This is a genomic window from Azospirillum sp. OGB3, assembly GCF_014192915.1.
Classification (GTDB): domain Bacteria; phylum Pseudomonadota; class Alphaproteobacteria; order Azospirillales; family Azospirillaceae; genus Azospirillum.
In genome coordinates this window covers 42827-64186 of record NZ_JACHYN010000006.1, presented here as the reverse complement: position 1 = coordinate 64186, position 21360 = coordinate 42827, and the positions used below count along the sequence as shown (strand labels likewise).

Annotated in this window: 21 protein-coding genes and 2 tRNA genes; 11 read left to right on the top strand and 12 right to left on the bottom strand. The window is 67.3% G+C overall.

Annotation, left to right across the window (positions count from 1 at the left end):
- The first annotated feature begins 98 nt into the window (after window positions 1-98).
- Entirely contained in the window at window positions 99-1184 is a 1086-nt protein-coding gene (locus FHW79_RS14365; protein ID WP_183179575.1) for a histidinol-phosphate transaminase, read from the top strand.
- Here the strand turns inward: FHW79_RS14365 and FHW79_RS14360 are convergent.
- The 8 genes from FHW79_RS14360 to FHW79_RS14325 all read right to left on the bottom strand — a co-directional run bounded on the left by FHW79_RS14360 (window position 1120) and on the right by FHW79_RS14325 (window position 7638).
- Complete coding sequence (locus FHW79_RS14360; protein ID WP_183179574.1) at window positions 1120-2073, bottom strand: EamA family transporter; 954 nt, start codon at window positions 2071-2073, stop codon at window positions 1120-1122. The genes FHW79_RS14365 and FHW79_RS14360 overlap by 65 nt on opposite strands.
- Before the next feature lie 52 nt (window positions 2074-2125).
- On the bottom strand, window positions 2126-2767 hold the full coding sequence (locus FHW79_RS14355; RefSeq protein WP_183179573.1) for a GNAT family N-acetyltransferase: 642 nt from the start codon (window positions 2765-2767) through the stop codon (window positions 2126-2128).
- The gene (locus FHW79_RS14350) at window positions 2743-3168 is read right to left on the bottom strand and encodes a GNAT family acetyltransferase (protein WP_348984157.1); all 426 of its coding nucleotides are present in this window, start codon (window positions 3166-3168) and stop codon (window positions 2743-2745) included. The genes FHW79_RS14355 and FHW79_RS14350 overlap by 25 nt, the downstream gene beginning before the upstream one ends.
- 5 nt (window positions 3169-3173) lie before the next feature.
- Entirely contained in the window at window positions 3174-4076 is a 903-nt protein-coding gene (gene sseA, locus FHW79_RS14345) for a 3-mercaptopyruvate sulfurtransferase (protein WP_183179571.1), read from the bottom strand.
- A gap of 16 nt (window positions 4077-4092) precedes the next feature.
- On the bottom strand, window positions 4093-4800 hold the full coding sequence (locus tag FHW79_RS14340) for an alanyl-tRNA editing protein (protein ID WP_183179570.1): 708 nt from the start codon (window positions 4798-4800) through the stop codon (window positions 4093-4095).
- Window positions 4801-4816: 16 nt separating this feature from the next.
- Window positions 4817-5821, bottom strand: coding sequence for a cysteine synthase A (locus FHW79_RS14335; RefSeq protein ID WP_183179569.1), 1005 nt, complete (start codon window positions 5819-5821; stop codon window positions 4817-4819).
- Window positions 5822-5932: 111 nt separating this feature from the next.
- Entirely contained in the window at window positions 5933-6541 is a 609-nt protein-coding gene (locus FHW79_RS14330) for an NUDIX domain-containing protein (protein WP_183179568.1), read from the bottom strand.
- An 86-nt stretch (window positions 6542-6627) separates the two neighbouring features.
- Window positions 6628-7638, bottom strand: coding sequence for a S1C family serine protease (locus FHW79_RS14325; protein WP_183179567.1), 1011 nt, complete (start codon window positions 7636-7638; stop codon window positions 6628-6630).
- A gap of 189 nt (window positions 7639-7827) precedes the next feature.
- On the opposite strand from FHW79_RS14325, the gene FHW79_RS14320 reads away from it, so the two are divergent.
- Window positions 7828-8004 carry a hypothetical protein gene (locus FHW79_RS14320; protein ID WP_183179566.1) on the top strand — a complete coding sequence of 59 codons (177 nt, stop codon included), beginning with the start codon at window positions 7828-7830 and terminating at the stop codon, window positions 8002-8004.
- A 133-nt stretch (window positions 8005-8137) separates the two neighbouring features.
- On the top strand, window positions 8138-8377 hold the full coding sequence (locus FHW79_RS14315) for a hypothetical protein (RefSeq protein WP_183179565.1): 240 nt from the start codon (window positions 8138-8140) through the stop codon (window positions 8375-8377).
- 500 nt (window positions 8378-8877) lie between these two features.
- Here the strand turns inward: FHW79_RS14315 and FHW79_RS14310 are convergent.
- Together FHW79_RS14310 and FHW79_RS14305 are read right to left on the bottom strand one after the other, a co-directional pair.
- A tRNA-Asn gene (locus FHW79_RS14310) sits at window positions 8878-8953 on the bottom strand.
- Window positions 8954-9101: 148 nt separating this feature from the next.
- Window positions 9102-10118 carry a LysR substrate-binding domain-containing protein gene (locus tag FHW79_RS14305; protein ID WP_211108279.1) on the bottom strand — a complete coding sequence of 339 codons (1017 nt, stop codon included), beginning with the start codon at window positions 10116-10118 and terminating at the stop codon, window positions 9102-9104.
- On the opposite strand from FHW79_RS14305, the gene FHW79_RS14300 reads away from it, so the two are divergent.
- Window positions 10117-10599, top strand: coding sequence for a DMT family transporter (locus tag FHW79_RS14300; RefSeq protein ID WP_183179564.1), 483 nt, complete (start codon window positions 10117-10119; stop codon window positions 10597-10599). The two genes, FHW79_RS14305 and FHW79_RS14300, sit on opposite strands and share 2 nt — an antisense overlap.
- Window positions 10600-10883: 284 nt before the next feature.
- Here FHW79_RS14300 and FHW79_RS14295 read toward each other — a convergent pair.
- Window positions 10884-10957, bottom strand: a tRNA-Cys gene (locus FHW79_RS14295).
- Between the two features lie 217 nt (window positions 10958-11174).
- Between FHW79_RS14295 and FHW79_RS14290 the strand changes: the two genes are divergently transcribed.
- The 5 genes from FHW79_RS14290 to FHW79_RS14270 all read left to right on the top strand — a co-directional run bounded on the left by FHW79_RS14290 (window position 11175) and on the right by FHW79_RS14270 (window position 17217).
- Window positions 11175-11831, top strand: coding sequence for a protein-L-isoaspartate O-methyltransferase (locus tag FHW79_RS14290; protein ID WP_183179563.1), 657 nt, complete (start codon window positions 11175-11177; stop codon window positions 11829-11831).
- 110 nt (window positions 11832-11941) lie between these two features.
- A complete protein-coding gene (locus FHW79_RS14285) occupies window positions 11942-12268 on the top strand; it encodes a rhodanese-like domain-containing protein (RefSeq protein WP_183179562.1) in 327 nt (108 codons plus the stop codon).
- Window positions 12269-12303: 35 nt separating this feature from the next.
- Window positions 12304-13662, top strand: a complete 1359-nt coding sequence (locus tag FHW79_RS14280) for a TolC family outer membrane protein (RefSeq protein WP_247884378.1) — start codon at window positions 12304-12306, stop codon at window positions 13660-13662.
- Window positions 13663-13803: 141 nt separating this feature from the next.
- A complete protein-coding gene (locus tag FHW79_RS14275) occupies window positions 13804-14481 on the top strand; it encodes a DUF2497 domain-containing protein (protein ID WP_183179560.1) in 678 nt (225 codons plus the stop codon).
- A gap of 69 nt (window positions 14482-14550) precedes the next feature.
- Entirely contained in the window at window positions 14551-17217 is a 2667-nt protein-coding gene (locus FHW79_RS14270) for a valine--tRNA ligase (RefSeq protein WP_183179559.1), read from the top strand.
- Between the two features lie 93 nt (window positions 17218-17310).
- Here the strand turns inward: FHW79_RS14270 and FHW79_RS14265 are convergent, their stop codons facing one another.
- Entirely contained in the window at window positions 17311-19269 is a 1959-nt protein-coding gene (locus tag FHW79_RS14265; protein WP_183179558.1) for a HAMP domain-containing methyl-accepting chemotaxis protein, read from the bottom strand.
- 169 nt (window positions 19270-19438) lie between these two features.
- Between FHW79_RS14265 and FHW79_RS14260 the strand changes: the two genes are divergently transcribed.
- Complete coding sequence (locus FHW79_RS14260) at window positions 19439-20263, top strand: YdcF family protein (RefSeq protein WP_348984168.1); 825 nt, start codon at window positions 19439-19441, stop codon at window positions 20261-20263.
- A 105-nt stretch (window positions 20264-20368) separates the two neighbouring features.
- Window positions 20369-21280 (top strand): septal ring lytic transglycosylase RlpA family protein, encoded by a 912-nt coding sequence (locus FHW79_RS14255; protein WP_348984155.1) that lies wholly within the window; start codon window positions 20369-20371, stop codon window positions 21278-21280.
- The last annotated feature ends 80 nt before the right edge of the window (window positions 21281-21360 follow it).

Below are 21360 nucleotides of genomic sequence, written 5' to 3'. Positions count from 1 at the left end.
CAGCGCAACCCGCAAGGAACGCTGGCGGGTTGCCCCGGTTTCGGGTTGAATGCAGTCCGTTCGTGCTGTTTGCCGCTGTGCACAACGGAGCCTGCCTGATGGAGCTGCTGAGTCCCCGTCCCGGAATTGGCCAGATCAAGCCCTACCGTCCCGCCCGACCGCCGGAGGACGGCCCCGCCTGGGTCGATCTGTCGCTGACGGTCAATCCGCTGGGACCCGGCAAAAAGGCGCTCACCGCATACCGCCACATGGCGGCGCAAATCCACCGCTATCCCGACTGGTCGCAGGATCGCCTGCGCCACGCCATCGCCCGGCGCTACGATCTGGACGCCGGCCACATCACCTGCGCCAACGGCTCCGACGAGATGATCCACCTCGTCACCCAGGCCTTCGCCGGGCCGGGGGACGAGGTGCTGTGCCACGAGCACGGCTACCGCGGCTTCATGAAAGCGATCCGCGCCGCCGGGGCGACACCGGTCATCGCGGCGGAGCGCGATCTGGTCGTCGATGTCGAGGCGATGATCGACCGGGCGAACGAGAAGACGAAGCTCTGCTTCCTCGCCAACCCGAACAACCCGACGGGCACCTATATCCCGTCGGAAATGGTCCTGCGGCTGCGCGCCGGCCTGCCGTCGCACACGCTTCTGGTGCTCGATTCGGCCTACGCCGACTATTGCCGCCGCGACAATTACAGCGACGGGACGGAAATCGTCGAGAATTCCGACAACGTGCTGATGGTGCGCACCTTCTCCAAGCTGCACGGGCTTGCCGGGCTGCGCGTCGGCTGGGCCTACGGGCCGGCGGGGGTGATCGAGGCGGTCAACCAGACGCGCGGCCCCTTCAACGTCGGGATCGCCGCCCAGGCCGCGGCGGAGGCGGCCATCGGCGACACCGAGCATGAGGAGGCGACCTTCGCCCACAACAGCGCGTGGCTGCCCTGGCTGAGCCACGAGCTGGAGCAACTCGGCGTGCGCGTCTATCCCAGCGTCTGCAACTTCATCCTGGCGCGCATCCCGACCGACCCGTCGCTCGGCGTCCAGGCGGTGCTGGACCATCTGGCGCGCCGCGGCATCCTGGTGAAGCCCACCCAGGACTATGGGCTGGCCGACTGCCTGCGCATCACGGTGGGGCGGGAGGACGAAAACCGGGCTCTGGTCGCGGCTCTGGGAGAGATTCTGAGCTGACCTCCGGCCCCGCGCCGGGCACCGGTTCGGGCATCGGGTCCGGATGCCGGGCATGCTCGCGGGCGAAGATGAACAGCCCGGAGCCGACAACGATGACGATGCCGACCAGCGAGAGCAGGTCCGGCCACTCGTCGAAGAAGATCGCCCCAATGGCCAGAGCCCACAGGATCTGGCTGTATTGGGCCGCCCCCACCCGGTCGGCCGGGGCGAAGGCGGCGGCCAGAGTGAACAGGGCCTGGGCGGCGAAGGTCGTGGTGGCGAAGCCCACCGTCAGAATCCACTGCTCCCGCGTCGGCCACTCGAAGCCGGGGATCATCAGCAGGCCGGACGCCACGGCGGTCGACAGGAACACCGTCCCGATCAGGGTGAAGCGCTTCTCCGTATGCCCGATCATCCGCCCTGTGATGACCACGACGGCGGAGCTGAAGGCGCAGCCCAGCGCAGCGAAATGGCCGGGCAGCAGCTCGCGGAAGCCAGGGCGGGCGACGATCAGCACGCCGATGAAGGCCGCTCCGATCGCCAGCCTCCGGCGCCAGCGCACCGGCTCCTTCAGCACGAAGATCGACAGCAGCGTCACCAGGCTGGGCATCAGGAAAATCATGGCGAAGGCTTCCGCGAAGGGAAGGCTTCGGAACGACATGACGCTGAGCGGGGTGGAGGCCGCCACGAAGACCAGCCGCACCGTCATCAGCCATGGCCGGTTCCAGCGCAGAAGATCGCCGAGCCGGTCGCCCCGGGTCATGAAGACCGGGGAGAGCAGCAAAGGCAGGATATAGGCGAAGAAGGTGACCTCGAACGGGTCCAGCCCATGCCCGATCGCCTTCACCAGCGCATCGCCCCAGGCGAAGAAGGCAAAGGCCAGGAACGCGAACAGAATGCCCTTCATCATGGCGTCGGTGCCCTGGCGTTCGGAACGGCGGAGAGCGGGCCGGGGCGGCCCGTCACTCGTTGATCGGAATGTGCGGGGCCGAGGTCCGCGGCAGCCAGCCGAGAAGGCGGGGATCGCGGATTTCGCGGGTCACGTGCCGGATGGGTACGAAGCCCATCGACTGGTAGAGCGGCAGCGCCTTCGGGTGGTCGAAGGTGCAGGTGTTGACGAGAAGCCGCTTCGTTCCGCCCTGCCAGGCCAGCCGGATTGCCGTGTCGAGCAGCCAGGGACCTAGCTTCAGGCCGATGAAATCGGGGATCAGCCCAAAATAGGCCAGATCGGTGTCCTCCTCCCGCCGGTCGATCTCGGCATAGCCGGCCGGCGTGCCGTTCACGTAGAGGACCCAGATCTCGACCCGCGGGTCGGTGACGACGCGCCCAAGTTCCGGCATCGGCATGCGCCGCCGCTCGTGCCACAGCCAGGGCTCGCCGACCGTGTCGTAGAGATAGCGGTAGTAGGAGGCGGTCGGCGGGTTGGCCCGCACCACCGCCACGTCACCCGCCGGACGGGGCAGGGGCGCGTGGGCCGGCGGGGCCGTCATCTCCAGATAGGTGACGATGACGGACAGACAGCCGGGCGGCACTGGCGCCACGATCCGGGACTGCGGCAGGGACGTCCGGGAGGGCGGCGTCAGGGAGAATCGGTCTTCAGCCATTTCTGCATCACGGTAACGGGACCGGTGGCATAGCCCAGCCGCTCATAGAACGCCACCACGGCGTGGTTCGTCGTGCGCACCATGAGTTGCGCCTTGGGCATGCCGGACTCGACAAGCCAGCCCTCCGCCGCCCGGACCATCGCCCGGCCATGGCCACTCCCGCGGCAGGCGGGGTCGACCGCCAGATAGTAGAACCAGCCGCGGTGCCCGTCATGACCGACCATGACGGACGCCACGGTCCGGTCGTCCGCGCGGCCGATCAGGATCGTGGCGTTCGGCTTCGACACGGCGAGCGCAATGTCTGCCACCGGGTCGTTCCACGGCACGACGAGGTTGCAGGCGGTCCACAGCGCCACCACGTCGTCGCGGTCCGCCGCCTCGTAGTGGCGGATGCTCAGCACTTCCCTCACCGCTTCACCGGTTCGCTTTCCCGCGGCCCGGTTTCCAGCGGAAGATCGGAGCGCAGGCCCCATTCCGCCCAGGACCCGTCATAGACGGCCACGTCCTCCTTGCCAGCGGCGGCCAGCCCGAGCGCCAGCACGCAGGCGGTCACGCCGCTGCCGCAGGAGGCGACGATGGGGCGCTCCAGATCGAGGCCGGCGCTCTTCGCCCGCTCCGCGATGGTTTCGGGCGGCAGCAGGGTCTTGCTGTTCACGTCGATCAGCTCGTTGAAGGGCAGGTTGAAACTTCCGGGGATGCGCCCGCTGCGGCGGCCCGGCCACGGCTCGGTGACGGCGCCCTCGTAGCGGTTGGCGGCCCGGGCGTCCACCACCTGGTCCACCCGCGAGTCGATGTTGGCGAGCAGATCGTCGGCACGGCGCAGCAAATCCGGTCGCAGCGTCGCCCCGAAATCCGCCGGGGCAGGGTCGGGCGACCCGGATTCCAGGGGCCGGCCTTCGGCGATCCATTTCGGCAGGCCGCCGTCCAGAACGGCGACACGGCCATGCCCGAACAGGCGGAACATCCACCAGACGCGGGCGGCGGCGGTGGCCATGCCGGCGCTGTCATAGACGACCACCGCGTCGCCGTTGCCGACGCCGAGCGCCCCGACCTTGGCGGCGAAGGTCGCCTCGTCCGGCACCATGTGCGGCAGGGGGTGGGTGTCCGGCTGCGCCACCTCGTCGATGTCGATGCGCACGGCGCCGGGGATGTGCCGCTCCAGGAATTCGGCGTTCGGATCACGGTCGGAGCCGGGCATGAACCAGGAGGCGTCGAGGACGCGCAGGCCCGGCTGGCCCAGCCGTTCGGCCAGCCAGCCCGTCGGGACGATCGGGCCGGGGAGGGTGAGCGTGGTGTGCGAATCGGTCATAGGATATCCTCCCCGTTCAATCCCGCAGCGCGACGATCACGCGCCGGTTCTGCTTGCCCTTGTTCTCGATCTTCACGACGTCGAGTCCGCCGATCTCGCCCAGCCGCTTCACATGGGTGCCGCCGCAGGGTTGGCGGTCGACCCCGGCGATGTCGACCAGCCGGACGCGGCCATGGCCGCGCGGCGGCTTGACCGTCAGGGTGCGGATCAGCTCGGGGTTGGCGTCCAGCTCCGCGTCGGTGATCCACAGCGATCCGACCGGCGTGTCCGCGGCGACCAGCCGGTTCAGGGCCGCCGCGATGGCCTCCTTGTCGAGCCCCTCGGTCGGCACGTTGAAATCGACGCGGCTGCGCTCCGCCCCGACCTGGGCACCGGTGATCGAGGCGCCGGGCAGGACCGCGCAGACGAGGTGCAACGCCGTGTGCATCCGCATGTGGCGGTGCCGGCGGTCCCAGTCGATCTCGGCCTCCACCGAGGTGCCGGGGGCGGGCAGGGCGGCGCCGGGCTCGGGCACATGGATCACATCGTCCGGCCCGTCGCCCTTTACCGTGTCCACGATGCGCAGCGTGACGCCGGCGACGCGCAGCAGGCCGGTGTCACCGGGCTGGCCGCCGCCGTTGGGGTAGAAGACCGTCCGATCCAACCGGATGCCCCGCTCGTCCGCGGAGGTCACGGTGGCGGTGCAGGAGGTTGCGTAGGCGTCCTCGCGGAAGATCAGCTCCATGGAACCTCGGGTGCGTTTACGAATCCAGCCAATCGGGCACAGGCAGATTCTTCTCACGCAGGAAGGCCGGATTGAAGAGCTTAGATTGGTAGCGCTGCCCTCCGTCGCAGAGAATCGTCACGATGGTGTGGCCCGGCCCCATCTCCCTGGCGATGCGGATGGCCGCCGCCACGTTGATGCCCGACGAGCCGCCCAGCACCAGCCCCTGCGACTTGATCAGGTCGAAAATGACCGGAAGGGCCTCCTCGTCGGTAATCTGCAGCGCCTGATCGACCGGGGCGCCCTCCAGGTTGGCGGTGATTCGGCCCTGGCCGATGCCTTCGGTGATCGAGCTGCCCTCAGCTTTCAGCGTCCCATGGGCGTAATGATGGTAGAGGGAGGCGCCCATCGGGTCGGCCAGAACGATGCGGACGTCCGGATTGCGCTCCTTCAGAGCCAGCCCGACGCCGGCCAGCGTGCCGCCGCTGCCCACCGCGCAGGTGAAGGCGTCGATCCGCCCCTCGGTCTGGGTCCAGATTTCCGGACCGGTGGTCAGGCGATGGCCTTCGCGGTTCGCCACGTTGTCGAACTGGTTGGCCCAGACGGCGCCGTTCGGCTCGGTCTTCGCCAGTTCCTCGGCCAGACGGCCCGAATAGCGGACGTAGTTGTCGGGGTTGGAATAGGGCACCGCCGGCACCAGACGAAGGTCGGCACCGATCAGGCGCAGCATGTCCTTCTTCTCCTGGCTCTGCGTCTCGGGCATCACGATGACGGTGCGGTAGCCGAGCGCGTTGCCGACCAGCGCCAGCCCGATGCCGGTGTTGCCCGCCGTGCCTTCCACGATGGTGCCGCCGGGACGCAGCAGGCCCTGGCGTTCGGCGTCGCGGACGATGGCCAGGGCCGCGCGGTCCTTCACCGAGCCGCCGGGGTTGAGGAATTCCGCCTTGCCCAGGATCTCGCATCCCGTGGCCTTCGACGGCCCTTCCAGCCGAATCAGCGGCGTGTTGCCGATGGAGCCGATGAAGCCGGTGCGGATGTCCACGGACTGTCTCCCGAATCGAATGATGAACCGGGCAACACTATCGGATTGCGCACCAGGGAATTCAAGGTCGGCTTGTGAAATGCAGCATTGAACGAAATAGATTCGTTCTTTCTATTTCTTAATCCACTGGCCGCGCAGCCGGTCGCGGTTCCGCGCGAACCAGCCGAGCGCGATGATGGCGATGGAGTTGTTCAGCCGGTTTTCGTCGAGCAGCCGGATCGCCTCGTCGGCCGGAACGACCATGATGCGGATGTCCTCGTGCTCATCCGCGCAGCCGCCGGTCGCGGCGAGGCCCCGGCTGTCCACCCGCCCGCAGAACACGGTGACATGCTCGTCGTAAGCGCCCGGGCTGGGGTAATAGTCGCAGATCGTCTCGATCTCCTGGACGGTGCAGCCGGCCTCCTCCATGGCCTCGCGCCGCGCCACCTGCTCGGGCGTCTCGCCCTCGTCCAGCAGGCCGGCGACGATCTCCGTCAGCCACGCCCGGCCGCCCGCGGACGCCGAGCCGACCCGGAACTGTTCGATCAGAACCACGCTGTCGCGGTCCGGATCGTAGAGCAGGACGCCCACCGCCTCACCGCGCACGCAGACCTCGCGCGGCGGCAGCACGCCACTCCAGGACCCGTCAAACTTCTTGTGGCGCAGGCGGTAGACGTCGACCTTGAGGTAGCCGTTGTAGGCCCTCTTCTTCTCTTGGACCTCGATGTCCGGATGATCCACGGGCGGAACTCCCTGGCTGGCGATGCGGGCACAGTCCAAGGATGTAGCGCATCCGCCCATCCGGGGCGAGGCGGCCGGACGGTCTTTCAGAAGGTCGGGTTCAGCTTCAGCGTGCTGTAACGGTCGGCAGAGGGAACGGCGACCGGTTCCAGCTTGGGGCCGCGCAGCAGTTCCAGCGGTACGGTGACGCCGGCGGGGCCGAGTTCCCAAACCTTGCGGTAGAAATCGGCCAGTCCCTGCGGCCTCTGGCCGGCGACACCGACGATCATGTCGCCCGGCCGGATCCCCACGGTCGCGGCGGGGCTCTGCGGGGTGACCCGCTCGACCATCAAGCGGCCCTGCTCCTCGCGCAGCGTGACGCCCAGCCAGGGGCGGGCGGGCTCCTGCCGCCGACCGAAGGCCAGAAGATCGGCCAGGATCGGTTTCAGCGCGGACACCGGAACGAACATGTTGCCGGGGATGCCGCCGTGGGCCGGCACCGCGTCGCGCACGATCAGCGAGCCGATCCCGACCAGCTCGCCCTTGCGGTCGATCAGGGCGGCGCCGTTGAAGCCCATGATCGGCGGGGTGGTGAAGATCGCCTCGTCCAGCAGATACTCCCAATAGCCGGCGAACTCGCGCTTCGCGGCGATCAGCACCGGCTGCACCCCGGTGGACCCTTGCCGGGTGAGCACCATGGCGCGCTCCCCCACCTTGATCGCGTCGGAATCGCCGAGGCGCACGGGCGCGGCGCTGAAGCCCATGCCGGCGCGCAGCAACCCAAATCCGCTGGCCTGATCGTAGGCCACGAACTCCGCGGGATAGCCGCGCCCCTCGCCGGTGGTGACCTGGAGCTGCGACGCCTCCAGGATCGTGTAGCCGATGGTGAGGATCAGTCCGGACCCGTCGATGACGACGCCGGTCCCCTCGCGCTCCGTGCCGAGCGAGCGGGCGCTCTGGCTGTCGGGAAGGATGGTGGCGGAGATGCGGACCAACGCGCCCGCCAGCTTCGCCGCGTCGAGCTGGTCCCCCCGCGCTGCGGTGATCGGAACAAACAGTGCAAACAAGGTCGCAAAGACGCTCATCGTCCAGGGGATGCGGTGCCAGCGACCCGTCATGCTTCCCTCCCTTGCCGAAACCGAGTCGGGCGATGCGCCGGAATGCTCGGTCCCCGAATTAAACATGAGCGTCGGCGCGCCTCCATCAAGTGGCTCTCCGATTCGACGGGGCGGCGCCGTCAGAGCCGTGAAACCTCCGCCCGCCGCGCAGCGTTACCCGGAGCAGCGACACCACGAAGGACGGAACCGATGGCCATCAACAGCGAACGCGAGCTCGAACAGGCTGTGGCGGAGTTCCAGCGTCTGGCCGACGAGCCCGCCGGTTCGTCCGGCGAGCGCCGGAAGCTCGAACTCGATGCGGAGATCAAGGCTTTCTATGCCCAGCACTCCGACGACATGCGCAAGGGCAAACCGCGGCACGATTGATCCCACGCGCGTTGTCCCACAGCGCGTATTTCTTCATCGACGCGGAGGGGGCGGCTGACCGACACTGCCGCCGCTCCCGGACCGGCCTGCCGGTCCGGGATGCCGCCGTTGAAGGAAGGAGCGCGTCCCCACGATGAAGCGAATCGACAACTGCTACACTTGCCTGTTCTGGGAAGGGCAGGGCATCCGCCAGAGGGGACCAAAGGGCCTGTGCCGCCGCTTTCCGCCGCAGGTGACGCCGCGGGACACCGAGGGGCGCTTTCCGATCACCCTATCCACCGACTGGTGCGGCGAATGGAAACGCGACATCGGCGACCCTGGCGGCGAGTCGGTGGACAACCGCCTCATCTATGACGATCCACAGCCCCGATAGCCGGCCAAGCCGGTAGACCGACGGGTCGCCAAACCATCATGCCTTCGGTTCAGCGGGGCATTGGCGCGACCAGCGGCGCGATCACCATGGACCGCTGGTTTTCCGGGAGTGCCGCTTCGCCGGGGACCAGCATCCGATGCCAATCGATTCCAAGCAGGGCGACGGCTAAGGCCATGGACAGGGCGATGACCGCGACCGCACCGATCCACCCCCTGCCGTCCTGCGGGCTGGCGGGGGGTGGGGAGTCGGTCCGGAAGATGGGGGGACGCGAACGGAGTGGAACAATCGCCATGGGTCGCCTCCACCGCTGAACAGGCGCAATCCCGACTCGATGGGTATCCGGAGTCAGTGTAACGCTGCAAGGCGGACGACGGGATCAGGCCTTCGGTCGCAACGCCCTTTCCTTCGGATGATGCCGGAAGCGGTGTGGCGGATTTCCGTCATGGGAATTCGCTATGAGAAAAGGCCAAGCCCGCGAGGACTTGGCCTTTTCATCGAAGTGGCTCCCGGTGCTGGACTCGAACCAGCGACACGCGGATTAACAGTCCGCTGCTCTACCGACTGAGCTAACCGGGATCAGTCTGACCGGCCTTGCGAGGCGCAACGTCCGGCGTGGGCGGCTATATAGCGGACCGCCCGACGCTTGCCAAGTCTTTTGATGCCAAAAAATCGATGGCTGGAGCAGGGTGAACCGGGGCGTAGCGGTCGGGGCGGTAGAGCGGGATCAACTCGCCGCGGCATTGACGGTTGGCAACGACGCGGACACTGCGACGCCTTTCACAGCGTTGCGCAGCCACAGATGCGCGGGGTCGCCGCCGCGCCGTTCATGCCAGATTTGAACGAAAGGAAATGGCGGTATCGGGAAGGGCGGCTTGAAAGCCACAAAGGCCGGATCACGCTCATAATGCGCGAGAGCCTTACGAGCGACGGTCAGAACGAGATCCGTCCCGCAGATCAGCCGTGGCGCGTTTCCCCAATGCGGCAGCGTGACAGCGATGCGACGAACGTGACCGAGTGCACGCAAGGCCATGTCGATCTCGCTGTTTGCCTCGCTCTTCGTCGCAACGAGCACATGGGGCCGTGAAAGATAGGCCTCCATATCCAGACAGTCCTGGCCTCCCATCTGCTCCCGATCCGCTAGGCAAGCGAAGCGCTCCAAGAAAAGCTGTTCCGCTTCCACCGGTTCGGGGCGTTCGGGAAAGACACCCAAAGCAAGATCGCACTCTCCGTCCAGAACCAGCCCAATCATGGCTTCACGGCTTGATTGAGTTATCGCCACATCGATCTCCGGCGCCTGAAGGCGCAGCATTTTCAGCAGGCCGGGAAGGATGACGGCAGAGCCGTAATCCGACATCGCAAGACGAAACGTCCGTTTTTCCTTGGCCGGGTCGAAGCCTCCCGGTCCCAAAATCTCCCGCAACTGCCGTAAGGCTTCGGTCAGCGCGGGTGCGATCTCGCGCGCCCGTGCGCTCGGCACGAGTTGCCCGGCGCGGCGGATCAGCAGGGGATCATCGAACAGATGCCGCAGACGCCCGAGCGCGTGGCTGACGGCCGGCTGACTCATGTTCAGCCGGGAGGCCGTGCGCGACACGTGCCGCTCGGCCAGCAGGGCATCAAGGACCACTAACAGATTGAGGTCGATGCCCCGAAGGGTATTCACATCGTGCATATGGAAGATATTATATCGGAATTTCCATTCATAAAGCGGATGCTGCATGTGGTGAGCACGGAGGTTCACCATGCAAACCAACCCGCTGCTTCTCATCCTCGCTGCAATCGTAACCGGCGCGGTTGTTCCGTTTCAGGCCGGAGCTAACGCTGTCCTTGGGCGGACGCTCGGCCATCCACTTTGGGGAACGGTCCTATCTCTTTGTGTCAGCTTCGCCTGCATCCTGCCCGTCATGGCGCTTGCGAAGGTCGAAGCGCCTGTCTTATCGAATCTTGCCCAAGCCCCCCGCTGGATATGGATCGGCGGTATTGTCGGTGTCGTCTATATTACGGGCGCGCTCATGCTTGCGCCAAAACTCGGGGCCGCCGGTTTCATCATGGCGGCTATTGCCGGGCAAATGCTGGCGTCGATCATCATCGACCATTGGGGCCTTGTTGGCCTCCCTCAAAAACCCGTCTCGTTGTCCCGCCTTGCCGGTCTTGGCCTGATCATCCTCGGATTGATCGTGATGCAATGGCAGGGGCTCGGCGCAAAGCCGCCCGCCGGTACGTGACGGCGCGAAAATCACGCCGTCATTTCAAGAGAGATCGTCCATCAAACCGCTTCATATCGACACCGGCATTCTCGGCGCGCCATCCGTAAGCCGCACGGTGGGTTCGAACTATGGCGAGTCGGCCGGGCAGATAAGGGGGGTGTCGGATAATGGCTTAGGCCATCAGGGAGCGCGCCATGGCAGGGGCGAAATCCAGGGAGCGATTTGGGAGAAAATCGGGCGCCCTGGGCCTTTGGGCTTCAGAGCAAACGGCTGAAAACCCTATGGTTTCCAGCGGTCAAGGATGGAGGCACGGGCGGGAATCGAACCCACGTACACGGATTTGCAGTCCGCTGCATCACCACTCTGCCACCGCGCCATCCTTGCGTCCGGCACCCCCTAGCGGGAGCGCCGCAGCGTGGGAGCGGACGTATACTGCTGTTCACGGGGGTGGTCAAGCGCCTTCGTGGCGTTTTTCGACGAACCGGTGCGGCGTTGTGTTCGTGAGACTTTGAAGATATATACGCGACAAGGCAGCGAGGCCGCGCATCACGGCTTGGCGCCGCGCTCCGTCCACCAGATTGTAAGCGACCGCCATGTCCGAATACGCCGCCGCCCGTCTCAACATGGTCGAAGGGCAGATCCGACCGAACAAGGTGACCGACCAGCGCCTGGTCGATGCCATGCTCGACATTCCCCGTGAACAGTTCGTTCCAAAGGCGGCGCGCGGCATCGCCTATGTGGACGAGGATCTGCCCATCGGCAAAGGCCGCTATCTGATGGAGCCGATGGTCTTCGCTCGCATGCTCCAAGAAGTGGGCATCGACGCGACCGACGTCGTGCTCGACATCGGCAGCGGCTCCGGCTACTCGACCGCTGTGCTGGCCCGCCTCGCGGCGACCGTGGTCGGCATCGAGTCCGACGCCGAGCTGTCCCGGCAGGCGACGGAAGCGCTGAACACGGTCGGCGTCGACAACGCCGTCGTCATCACCGCCCCGCTGACCGAAGGCTACCCGCAGCAGGCCCCCTACGACGTGATCGTGATCGAGGGTCTGGTGTCGGAGGTTCCGGAAGGCATCCTGGCCCAGCTGGGCGAGGGCGGGCGGCTGGTCGCCGCCGTTCTCGGCGACCGCGGTGTCGGCGAAGTGAAGCTCTACCAGCGCAGCGGCGGCGTCACGTCGGCCCGCACGCTGTTTGAAGCCCACACGCACCCGCTGCCCGGTTTCGAAGCCAAGCCGAAATTCGTATTCTGATTCCAGAGTGAGTGATCCCAGGGGCTTCGGTCCCTGTCGACCTGTCCCCCAGCCTGTCACCTTGCCTTTCACCGGCCGCGGTCCTGCGGCCCGCAGCGGAGAATCAAGGCATGTCGGCGCCGTTTGAGATGGACGTCGAGGATCTGGACCGCATCCGGACATCGGGAGGCGATCCGCTGGTGCTTGACGTCCGGGAACCGGGGGAGGTGGCCATCTGCGCCCTTCCCGACAGCCTCCACATTCCGATGGGGGCGCTGCCCGCCCGCGTCGGGGAGTTGCCGCGGGACCGCGACATCGTGGTCGTTTGCCATCACGGCGGACGCAGCGCGCAGGTGACCATGTGGTTGCGTTCCCAGGGATTTTCCCGCGCCACCAACCTGAATGGCGGGGTGGATGCCTGGGCACGCCGAATCGACCCGAACATGAAGGTCTACTGAACATGACTGTGCGAAGCCGTTTCGCGCGCCATTTGATGGCGACCGCCCTCACGCTGGGGGTTGCCTTCGTCGGGGGCATCGACACCGCGTCGGCCCAATCCCTCGAAGACGCGCTAGCGCAGGCCTATTCCAACAACCCGGCGCTCGCCGCCCAGCGCGCCCGTCAGCGCGCCGTGGACGAGAGCGTTCCGCAGGCCCTGTCCGGCTACCGTCCGACGGTGCAGGCGACCGCGGGTATCACCCGCAACGCCAGCAACAGCACCTTTCAGGGCGGCGAAACCGGTTCCGAGAACAACGCCAAGAGCGTTGGAATCACCGCCACCCAGCCGCTCTATGACGCGACCGTAGGTCCGGCCGTCCGCCGCGCCGAGCGCACCGTCGAAGCGCAGCGCGCCACCGTGCTGGCCAACGAGCAGCAGATCCTGCTGAACGCCGCGGCGGCCTATCTCGACGTCGTGCAGAACCAGGCGGTGCTGGAACTCCAGGCCAACAACGAGCAGGTTCTGCGCCGCCAGCTCGACGCCGCCCGCGACCGCTTCCGCGTCGGCGAATACACCCGCACCGACGTCAGCCAGTCCGAATCGCGTCTGGCCGCCTCCATCGCCGCGCGCATCTCCGCCGAAGGCACGCTCCAGGCCTCGCGTGCGACCTACGAGCGCGTCGTCGGCTCGATGCCGGGCAAGCTGAAGGCGCCGAAGCCGAAGTTCAAGCTGCCGGGGACGCTCGACGAAGTCGTCGAGATGGCCCGCTCCAACAACCCGTCGGTGCTGTCGGCCACCTACACCGAGGCGGCGCAGCGCGAGGCGGTGGATCAGCAGTTCGGCCGCCTGCTCCCGTCGGCCAACCTGTCGGCGCAGGCGAACCGCACCATCGACGCCGGCCGTTCGTCGGGCATCGACATCAAGCGGCAGGACGGCGCCCAGCTCACCGCCCAGATCACCATCCCGCTCTATCAGGCCGGCCTGCCGGAAGCGCTGACCCGCGAGGCGAAGCACACGGCAAATCAGGCCCGCCTGCAGATCGACGACACCCGCCGTCAGGCGGTCGAGGCGGCGATCAGCGCGTGGCAGGGCTTGCAGGCCGCGCGGGCGAGCATCGAGTCCTACAACTCGCAGATCCGGGCCGCCGAGATCGCGCTGGAAGGCGTGCGGCAGGAGGCCCAGGTCGGCTCGCGCACCGTTCTCGACGTGCTGAACCAGGAGCAGGAACTGCTCAACGCCCGCGTCAACCTCGTCCGCGCCCAGCGCACCGAGATGGTCCAGGCCTTCACGGTCCTCGGCGCGATCGGCCAGTTGACGGCGCGGCAGCTCAACCTGCCGGTCCAGTATTACGACGCCGACACGCACTACAAGCAGGTGCGCAACAAGTGGATCGGAACCGGCGTGCCGGAGTGACCGTACTTGAACAGCCCTTCCTGGGTGATCGTCCCCGGATGATCGAAACGGCCCGCCTCGGCGGGCCGTTTTTGTCTGGTGGCTTTTTACCCAGTCCTGCCCTAGTGTCCGCGACAGGATGACGTCTCCGGGTTTGCCACGATGAGCGATAAAGGCCAGCAAGAACCGTCGATGGAGGAGATCCTCGCCTCCATCCGCCGCATCATCTCGGAGGATGGCGAACCCGCGAAGGCGGAAGCGGCGCCCCCTCCGCCGCCACCGCCGCCACCTCCGCCGCCCCCCCCACCGCCACCGCCGCCTCCCATGGAGGACGACGACGACGTCCTGGAACTTACCCAGATGCTCGAGGACGAGGGGAGGGAGGAGCCCGACGAGCCGGAGCCCGATCCGTGGCGCGACGAGCCGTCCTTCGGCGGCATGGCCGATCCGGAGCCGGCGTATCACGTGCCGGATCCCGAGCCCCCGCCGCCGCCGCCACGTCCGGCCGCGAAGCGCCCGGCGCCGGCCTTCGACGATTTCGATGACGATGAGCCGCCGCCGCCGCGGCCGCGCATCCGCCCGTCGGGTCTCGACGACGGGCTGATCTCCCGTCGGGTGGCCGAGGAATCGTCCCACCATTTCACGCATCTGGCGCGCCAGCTCGGCGACGACCTGTCCATCGGCCCGATGCCCGTCGGGGTGCGCACCGTGGAGGAGGTTGTCCGCGAGCTGTTGAAGCCGTTGCTGAAGGAATGGCTGGACGAGAACCTGCCGACCATCGTCGAACGGCTGGTGCAGCAGGAAATCGACCGGATGATCCGGCGCTCCCAGAAATTCTGAGCGGCGTCACGCCCGCCACGCATTCCGGCCACGCATTCCGTTTGAATTCGTAAGCGAAAGTTCCTGGTGATGTTGGAAAAGACGTACCGGCCCGCCGAGGTCGAGGAAAAGCACTACCGGCTGTGGGAAGAGACGGGCGCGTTCGCGGCGAAGACCGAGTCGAACGGCAAGCCCTACACCATCATGATGCCGCCGCCGAACGTCACCGGCAGCCTGCACATGGGCCACGCGCTGACCTTCACGCTCCAGGACGTTCTGACCCGCTACAACCGGATGCGCGGGCGCGACGCCCTGTGGCAGCCGGGCACCGACCATGCCGGCATCGCGACCCAGATGGTCGTGGAGCGCAACCTCGCCAAGGAAGGCAAGACGCGCCACGATTTCGGCCGCGACGCCTTCATCGACAAGGTGTGGGAGTGGAAGGCCGAATCGGGCGGCACCATCACCCGCCAGCTCCGCCGGCTGGGCGCGTCGCCCGACTGGCCGCGCGAGCGCTTCACCATGGACGAGGGACTGAGCCGCGCCGTCCGCAAGGTGTTCGTGGAGCTGCACAAGCAGGGTCTGATCTACAAGGACAAGCGGCTGGTCAACTGGGACCCCAAGCTGCACACCGCCATCTCCGACCTCGAGGTCGAGCAAAAGGAGATCAAGGGCAACCTCTGGCACTTCCGCTACCCGATTGAAAAGACCGGGGGCGAGGGCGAGGCCGACCGCTTCATCGTGGTCGCCACCACGCGCCCGGAGACCATGCTGGGCGACACCGGCGTCGCCGTGCATCCGGAGGATGAGCGCTACAAGGACCTGATCGGCAAGAACGTCGTCCTGCCGCTGGTCGGCCGTCTGATCCCCATCGTGGGCGACGAGTACGCCGATCCGGAGACTGGCTCGGGTGCTGTGAAGATCACCCCGGCGCACGACTTCAACGACTTCGAGGTCGGGCGGCGCAACAACCTCGCAGCCATCAACATCATGGACCGCGACGCCCGCATCACCGGCGACGAGGTCCCCGAGGCCTACCGCGGGCTCGACCGCTACGAGGCGCGCAAGAAGGTCGTGGCCGAGCTGGAGGCGCTGGGCCTGCTGGAGAAGATCGAGCCGCACACCCACATGGTCCCGCACGGCGACCGCTCCGGCGTCGCCATCGAGCCCTGGCTGACCGATCAGTGGTACGTGGACGCCGCCACGCTTGCCAAGCCGGCCATCGAGGCGGTGGAAACCGGCAAGACCGTCTTCGTGCCCAAGCAGTGGGAGAACACCTATTTCGAGTGGATGCGCAACATCCAGCCCTGGTGCATCAGCCGCCAGATCTGGTGGGGCCATCAGATTCCCGCCTGGTACGGCCCGGACGGCCATTTCTTCGTCGAGGAGACCGAGGAGGCGGCCATCGCCGCGGCCAAGGCCCATTACGGCCAGGACGTGGCGCTGACCCGCGACCAGGACGTGTTGGATACCTGGTTCTCGTCGGCCCTGTGGCCCTTCTCCACGCTGGGCTGGCCGGACGAGACGCCGGAGCTGGCGCGCTATTACCCGACCGACGTGCTGGTGACGGGCTTCGACATCATCTTCTTCTGGGTCGCCCGGATGATGATGATGGGCCTGCATTTCATGAAGGACGTGCCCTTCCGGACGGTCTACATCCACGCCCTGGTCCGCGACGAGAAGGGCCAGAAGATGTCGAAGTCCAAGGGCAACGTCATCGACCCGCTGGAGCTGATCGACCAGTACGGCACCGACGCCCTGCGCTTCACCCTGACGGCCATGGCCGCCCAGGGGCGCGACATCAAGCTGGCGGTCAGCCGCGTCGAGGGTTACCGCAACTTCGCGACGAAGCTGTGGAACGCCGCGCGCTACACCCAGATGAACGGGGTGGCCCCGGTCCCCGGCTTCAAGCCGGTCGGGCTGAGCCAGACGGTCAACCGCTGGATCGTCGGGGCCCTGGCGGAGGCGGCGAAGAAGGTCGGCGAGTCCATCGAGGCGTACAAGTTCAACGAGGCCGCCAACACCGCCTACGCCTTCACCTGGGGCACCTTCTGCGACTGGTACCTGGAGTTCACCAAGCCGATCCTGAACGGCGCTGACGAGGCGGCCATCGCCGAGACGCGGGCGACCACCGCCTGGGTGCTGGACGAAATCCTGCACATGCTCCACCCGCTGATGCCCTTCATCACGGAGGAGCTGTGGGAGCAGCTTTCGGACGACCGGGCGAACCGTCTGATCTCCGCCCATTGGCCGGAGCATGGCGCGGAGCTGATCGACCCGGCGGCCCGCGACGAGATGGATTGGGTGGTGCGGGCGATCTCCTCGGTTCGTTCCATGCGGTCGGAGATGAACGTGCCGCCCGCGGCGCAGATCGAGCTGAAGCTGAAGGACGCCGGTCCGGAGAGCTTGAAGCGGCTGGACACGCACCGCGACCTGATCCTGCGCATGGGCCGCCTGTCCAGCGTCGAGCCGCTGTCCGGCCCGGTGCCGAAGAGCGCCGTCCAGGCCGTACTGGACGAGGCCACGCTGATCCTGCCGCTGGAAGGCATCGTCGACCTCGACAAGGAGCGGGCGCGCCTGACCAAGGAGATCGAGAAGCTGTCCGGCGAGATCAAGAAGATCGACGCCAAGCTGTCGAACGAGCAGTTCGTCGCCAAGGCGCCGGAAGAGGTGATCGAGGAGCAGCGCGACCGCCGCGACGCCGCGGAGCAGGCCCGCGACAAGCTGCAGAAGGCGCTGGAGATGCTGGCCGCATAGGGACAGTCATCTGACCCAGAAAAATCAGGAAGGGCAGGGGCTTCGGCTTCTGCCCTTCCTTTCTGTCTGAAGAACACCCGACAGCGGGATGCGTCAGATCCTGATCGAGGAGACGAAGCGGTCGGCGTCGGCTTCGAGCTGACGGAGCTCATCGGCCAGTTGGGCGGCGGAATAAATCATCTCGATGGCCGACTTGCCGGTTTCCGCGGCGGTGATCGCCATGGTGCTGACGCTCTCGGTCACCTCGTGGGTGTTGTCGTTGGCCCTTCCCACCGCACCGACGATTTCCTCGGTCTGCTCAAGCTGGTCGCGCACGGCGGCCGACACGTCCTCCGACAGGTGGGCGACTTCCTCAACGGTGGTCCGGATGGCCCGGATCGCCTCGACGACGGAGCCGGTGGCTTCCTGGATGGCGCCGACCTGACCCGCGATGTCCTCGGTCGCCTTGGCGGTCTGGTTGGCCAGCACCTTCACCTCCTGCGCGACGACGGCGAAGCCCTTGCCGGCCTCGCCGGCGCGGGCTGCCTCGATGGTGGCGTTGAGCGCCAGCAGGTTCGTCTGCCCGGCGATGTCGTTGATCAGCCGGACGATCTCCCCGATCCGCTGCGAGCTGTCGGCCAGCGCCGCCACCGCCGAGTCGCTCTGCCGCGCGTGCTCCACGGCGCGACGGATGGCTGTGCTGGAGGTGGTCACCCGCCCGCCGATCTCCCCGATGGAGGCGGACAGGGTTCGCGACACGTTGTTGACGATGCCGACCACCTCGGAGGTCTGCTCCGCCTTCTCCGAGGTGTCGAGCGCCTGCTCCTTCATCTTCTCTGCGGTGTCGCGCAGGATGTGCGCGCCGTTGCGGATCTGGTCGGCGGCATGGCTGACCGTGTGGAGCACGCGGCCAAAGGCCGAATCGAAGTCGTGGGCGATGGCGCGCAGCGCGGTTTCCCGCTCCTCTTCCGCCCGCCGTTCGGCCCGGCGGGACTCCTGTTCCAGCTCATGCGTGCGCTGAAGATTCTCCTTGAACACACTGACCGCGCGGGCCATTGCACCGATCTCGTCGCGCCGCCCGGTCTCCGGCACGGTGGCCGTCCGATCGCCGCCGGCCAGCCGCTCCATCACGCCCTCGATCAGGCGCAGCGGCCGGGTGATGCTGCGGGCGACGAGCAGGCTGATGATCGCGAAGCCGACCAGCAGGACGGAGCCGACCTGGAGTACGTTGGCGATCACCGCGCCGCGCACCCGGTTCTGCGTCTCCACCGCCCCGGCCATGCCGGCGTTGGCCGACTCCAGCAGGGCCTCGAAACGCGGCACCATGGCCTGGAAGGCGTCGTTGAAGGTCTGCACCTCGGCCCGGAACGCCTTGGTGGCGTCCACGAAGCGGCCGAGATCGGTGCGGTAGGCGCGCGCCTGCTTCTCCAACCGGGTCTGGGTCGCCGCGTCCAGCCCCGAATCGGCCAGGAAGAAGGTGAATTCGTTGAAGGCTTTGCGGTGGCCGGACAGTAGCGATTCGTCGCTGTAGATGATGAAGTCCTTCTCCATCTTCCGCATGGACTCCATGCGGCCGGTCAGCTTGTCGGCGTTCGGCCACTGCTTCAGCTCATCCTCGATGGCGCGGGCCGAAGCGCGCAGGACGCCGCGCAGGCCGCTGTCGTCGGAGAGACCCAGTTCCTTCGCCCGCGCGACGACCGACGAGAAGCGCTCCTTCAGCGCGCCGATGCCCTGCGACAGATTGTCCAGCTCCTCCGCCGGCAGGCGCTCCGCGCTGCGTTCCTTGAGGTTGTCGAGCAGGCGGGAGGCCTCCTCCGCGTTTTTCGCGAAGGCCTCGGCCGCCGTCTCGTCCCGGTCGGCCACGAAGCGCAGCGCCTGGAAGCGCAGGCGGCTGGCCCGGCGCTCGACGGCGGCGGTGTGCTCGTAGGCGTCGCGGAACTGGTCCAGTTCGGCGGTCGCCTCGAACATGCGCTGTGCGCCGACGGTGACCGTCCCGCCCAGCAGGCCCAAGGTGACCACGGACGCGGCGACCAGCAGCGCGATTCGCGTGCCGATGGAAATGTTCGACAGCATATGCGGTAAATCCTTGGTTGCGCCGCGGACCTTACGCGCCGCCGAAGACGCCGCTGTTACGGATTGATGGCGGATTCGTTACCGTGCCGTCGCCCCCTGGGCATTCATGGTGAACGCCCGTATCTAGAAACCACCGGAAATCGAAAGGGGAGGTCGGCTGTTGTCCTTCGTGCTGTCGAAGCTGCTGTGGTTCCTGGTCTCGCCGGGCAATCTGCTCGTGCTGATCCTCACCGCCGGGTCGGCGCTGCTGTTCACCCGCCGCCTGGCCCATTGGGGGCGGCGGCTGGTCGTGGCGGTCACCGTCGGCTTCGTCGTCGTCATGGTCACGCCGATCGCCTCCTGGGTCGCGCTGCCGCTGGAGGAGCGGTTCCCCCGCCCCGACCTGCCGGAGCGGGTGGACGGCATTATCATGCTGGGCGGGGCGGTGAACCCGCCGATCACCCGCGATCGCGGGGAGCCGTCCGTCAACGACGCGGCGGAGCGCATCCTGGGTTTCGCCGAATTGATCCGCCGCTATCCGCAGGCGCACGCGGTCTTCACCGGCGGCTCGGGACGGCTGGCCGGGCAGGACGCCCTGGACCTGCGCGAGGACCTTGCCGTCCGCGGCGCGCTTCGCCAGGTCGGGATCGACCCGGACCGCGTGACCTACGAAAACGAGTCCCGCAACACCTGGGAGAACGCCCTGTTCAGCCAGCGGCTCGTCCAACCGAAGCCGGGGGAGACCTGGGTCCTGGTGACCTCGGCCATGCACATGCCGCGGTCGGTCGGCATCTTCCGGCAGGTCGGCTGGGGGGTGATTCCCTATCCGGTCGATTACCGCACGCGCTTCGGCGGGCGGCCCTTCGTCCGCTTCGAGTTCGACAAGCAGATCGACGCGCTCCAGGACCCGGTCCGCGAATGGATCGGCCTCGTCGCTTACCACCTGATGGGGCGGACCGATTCGCTGTTTCCGAGCCCCGTCCATGACCGCACTGCAGCACAGGCGGGCTCCTGAGGGGTGTTGCGCGGTTGGCGCGGCGGGGTAACTCGGTTAGAGTGGCGCCACCAGATTTAGCGGGGTGGGGCCATGCGACGCGCGCATATGCTGAGGGGGGCGGTCGTGCTCGCAGGAGCGCTGACGCTCGCCGCCTGCGCCTCCGCGCCGCCCTCGCCGTCTTCGTCAGGACTGCCGCGCAGCGGCGTCTACAAGGTCGGAAAGCCCTACCAAGTCAACGGCGTCTGGTATTATCCCGCCGAGGACTACTCCTACAGCGAAACCGGGATCGCCTCCTGGTATGGGCCGGGATTCCACCAAAAGGTCACCGCCAACGGCGAGGTTTACGACCAAAATGAGCTGACGGCCGCGCACAAGACCTTGCCCATGCCAAGCCTCGTGCGCGTCACCAATCTCGACAACGGCCGGTCGCTGGTGGTTCGCATCAACGACCGCGGCCCCTACGCCAATGGGCGAATCATCGACATGTCGCGGCGCGGCGCGCAATTGCTTGGGTTCGAAGGCACGGGCACGGCCAAGGTGCGCGTGCAGATTCTCGCGGAGGAAAGCCGCGCGGTCGCCGCCGCAGCCCGCCAGGGCACGCCGGCCCCGATGCTGGCGGAACTGGACGGCCCGCCGCCGAAGGCCGCCCCGCGCGGTTCGGTGGAGGTCAGCGGCACCGTTCGACCGACCCCCGCCGCGGTCACCCGCGCCCCGGTGCCGCCGCCCACGACGGTGGCCGGCGACATGGTGGACGGCCGCTTCGTTCCGGCCCCGGTGGTCGCCGAGCTTCCGGTGAAGCCCTACGAGCAGATCTACGTGCAGGTCGGCGCCTTCGGCAGTCCGGACAACGTCGCCCGCGTGCGCGCCCGTCTGGCCTCGCTCGGCCAACCGGCGCAGGTCACACAGACGGTCGCCGGGCGGCAGCGTCTGCAGCGGGTGCGGGTGGGGCCTCTGGCCAGCGTGGACTCCGCCGACGCCGTTTTGAACCAGATCATCCAAGCCGGCCTTACCGACGCCAAAATCGTGGTTGATTGATCACCCGCGAGCCCAGTCCAAGCTTGGCCCGGCACCGGGCCTCGTTCCGTTTCACGTCTTGTCCAGTCCGCGTTTCGAAG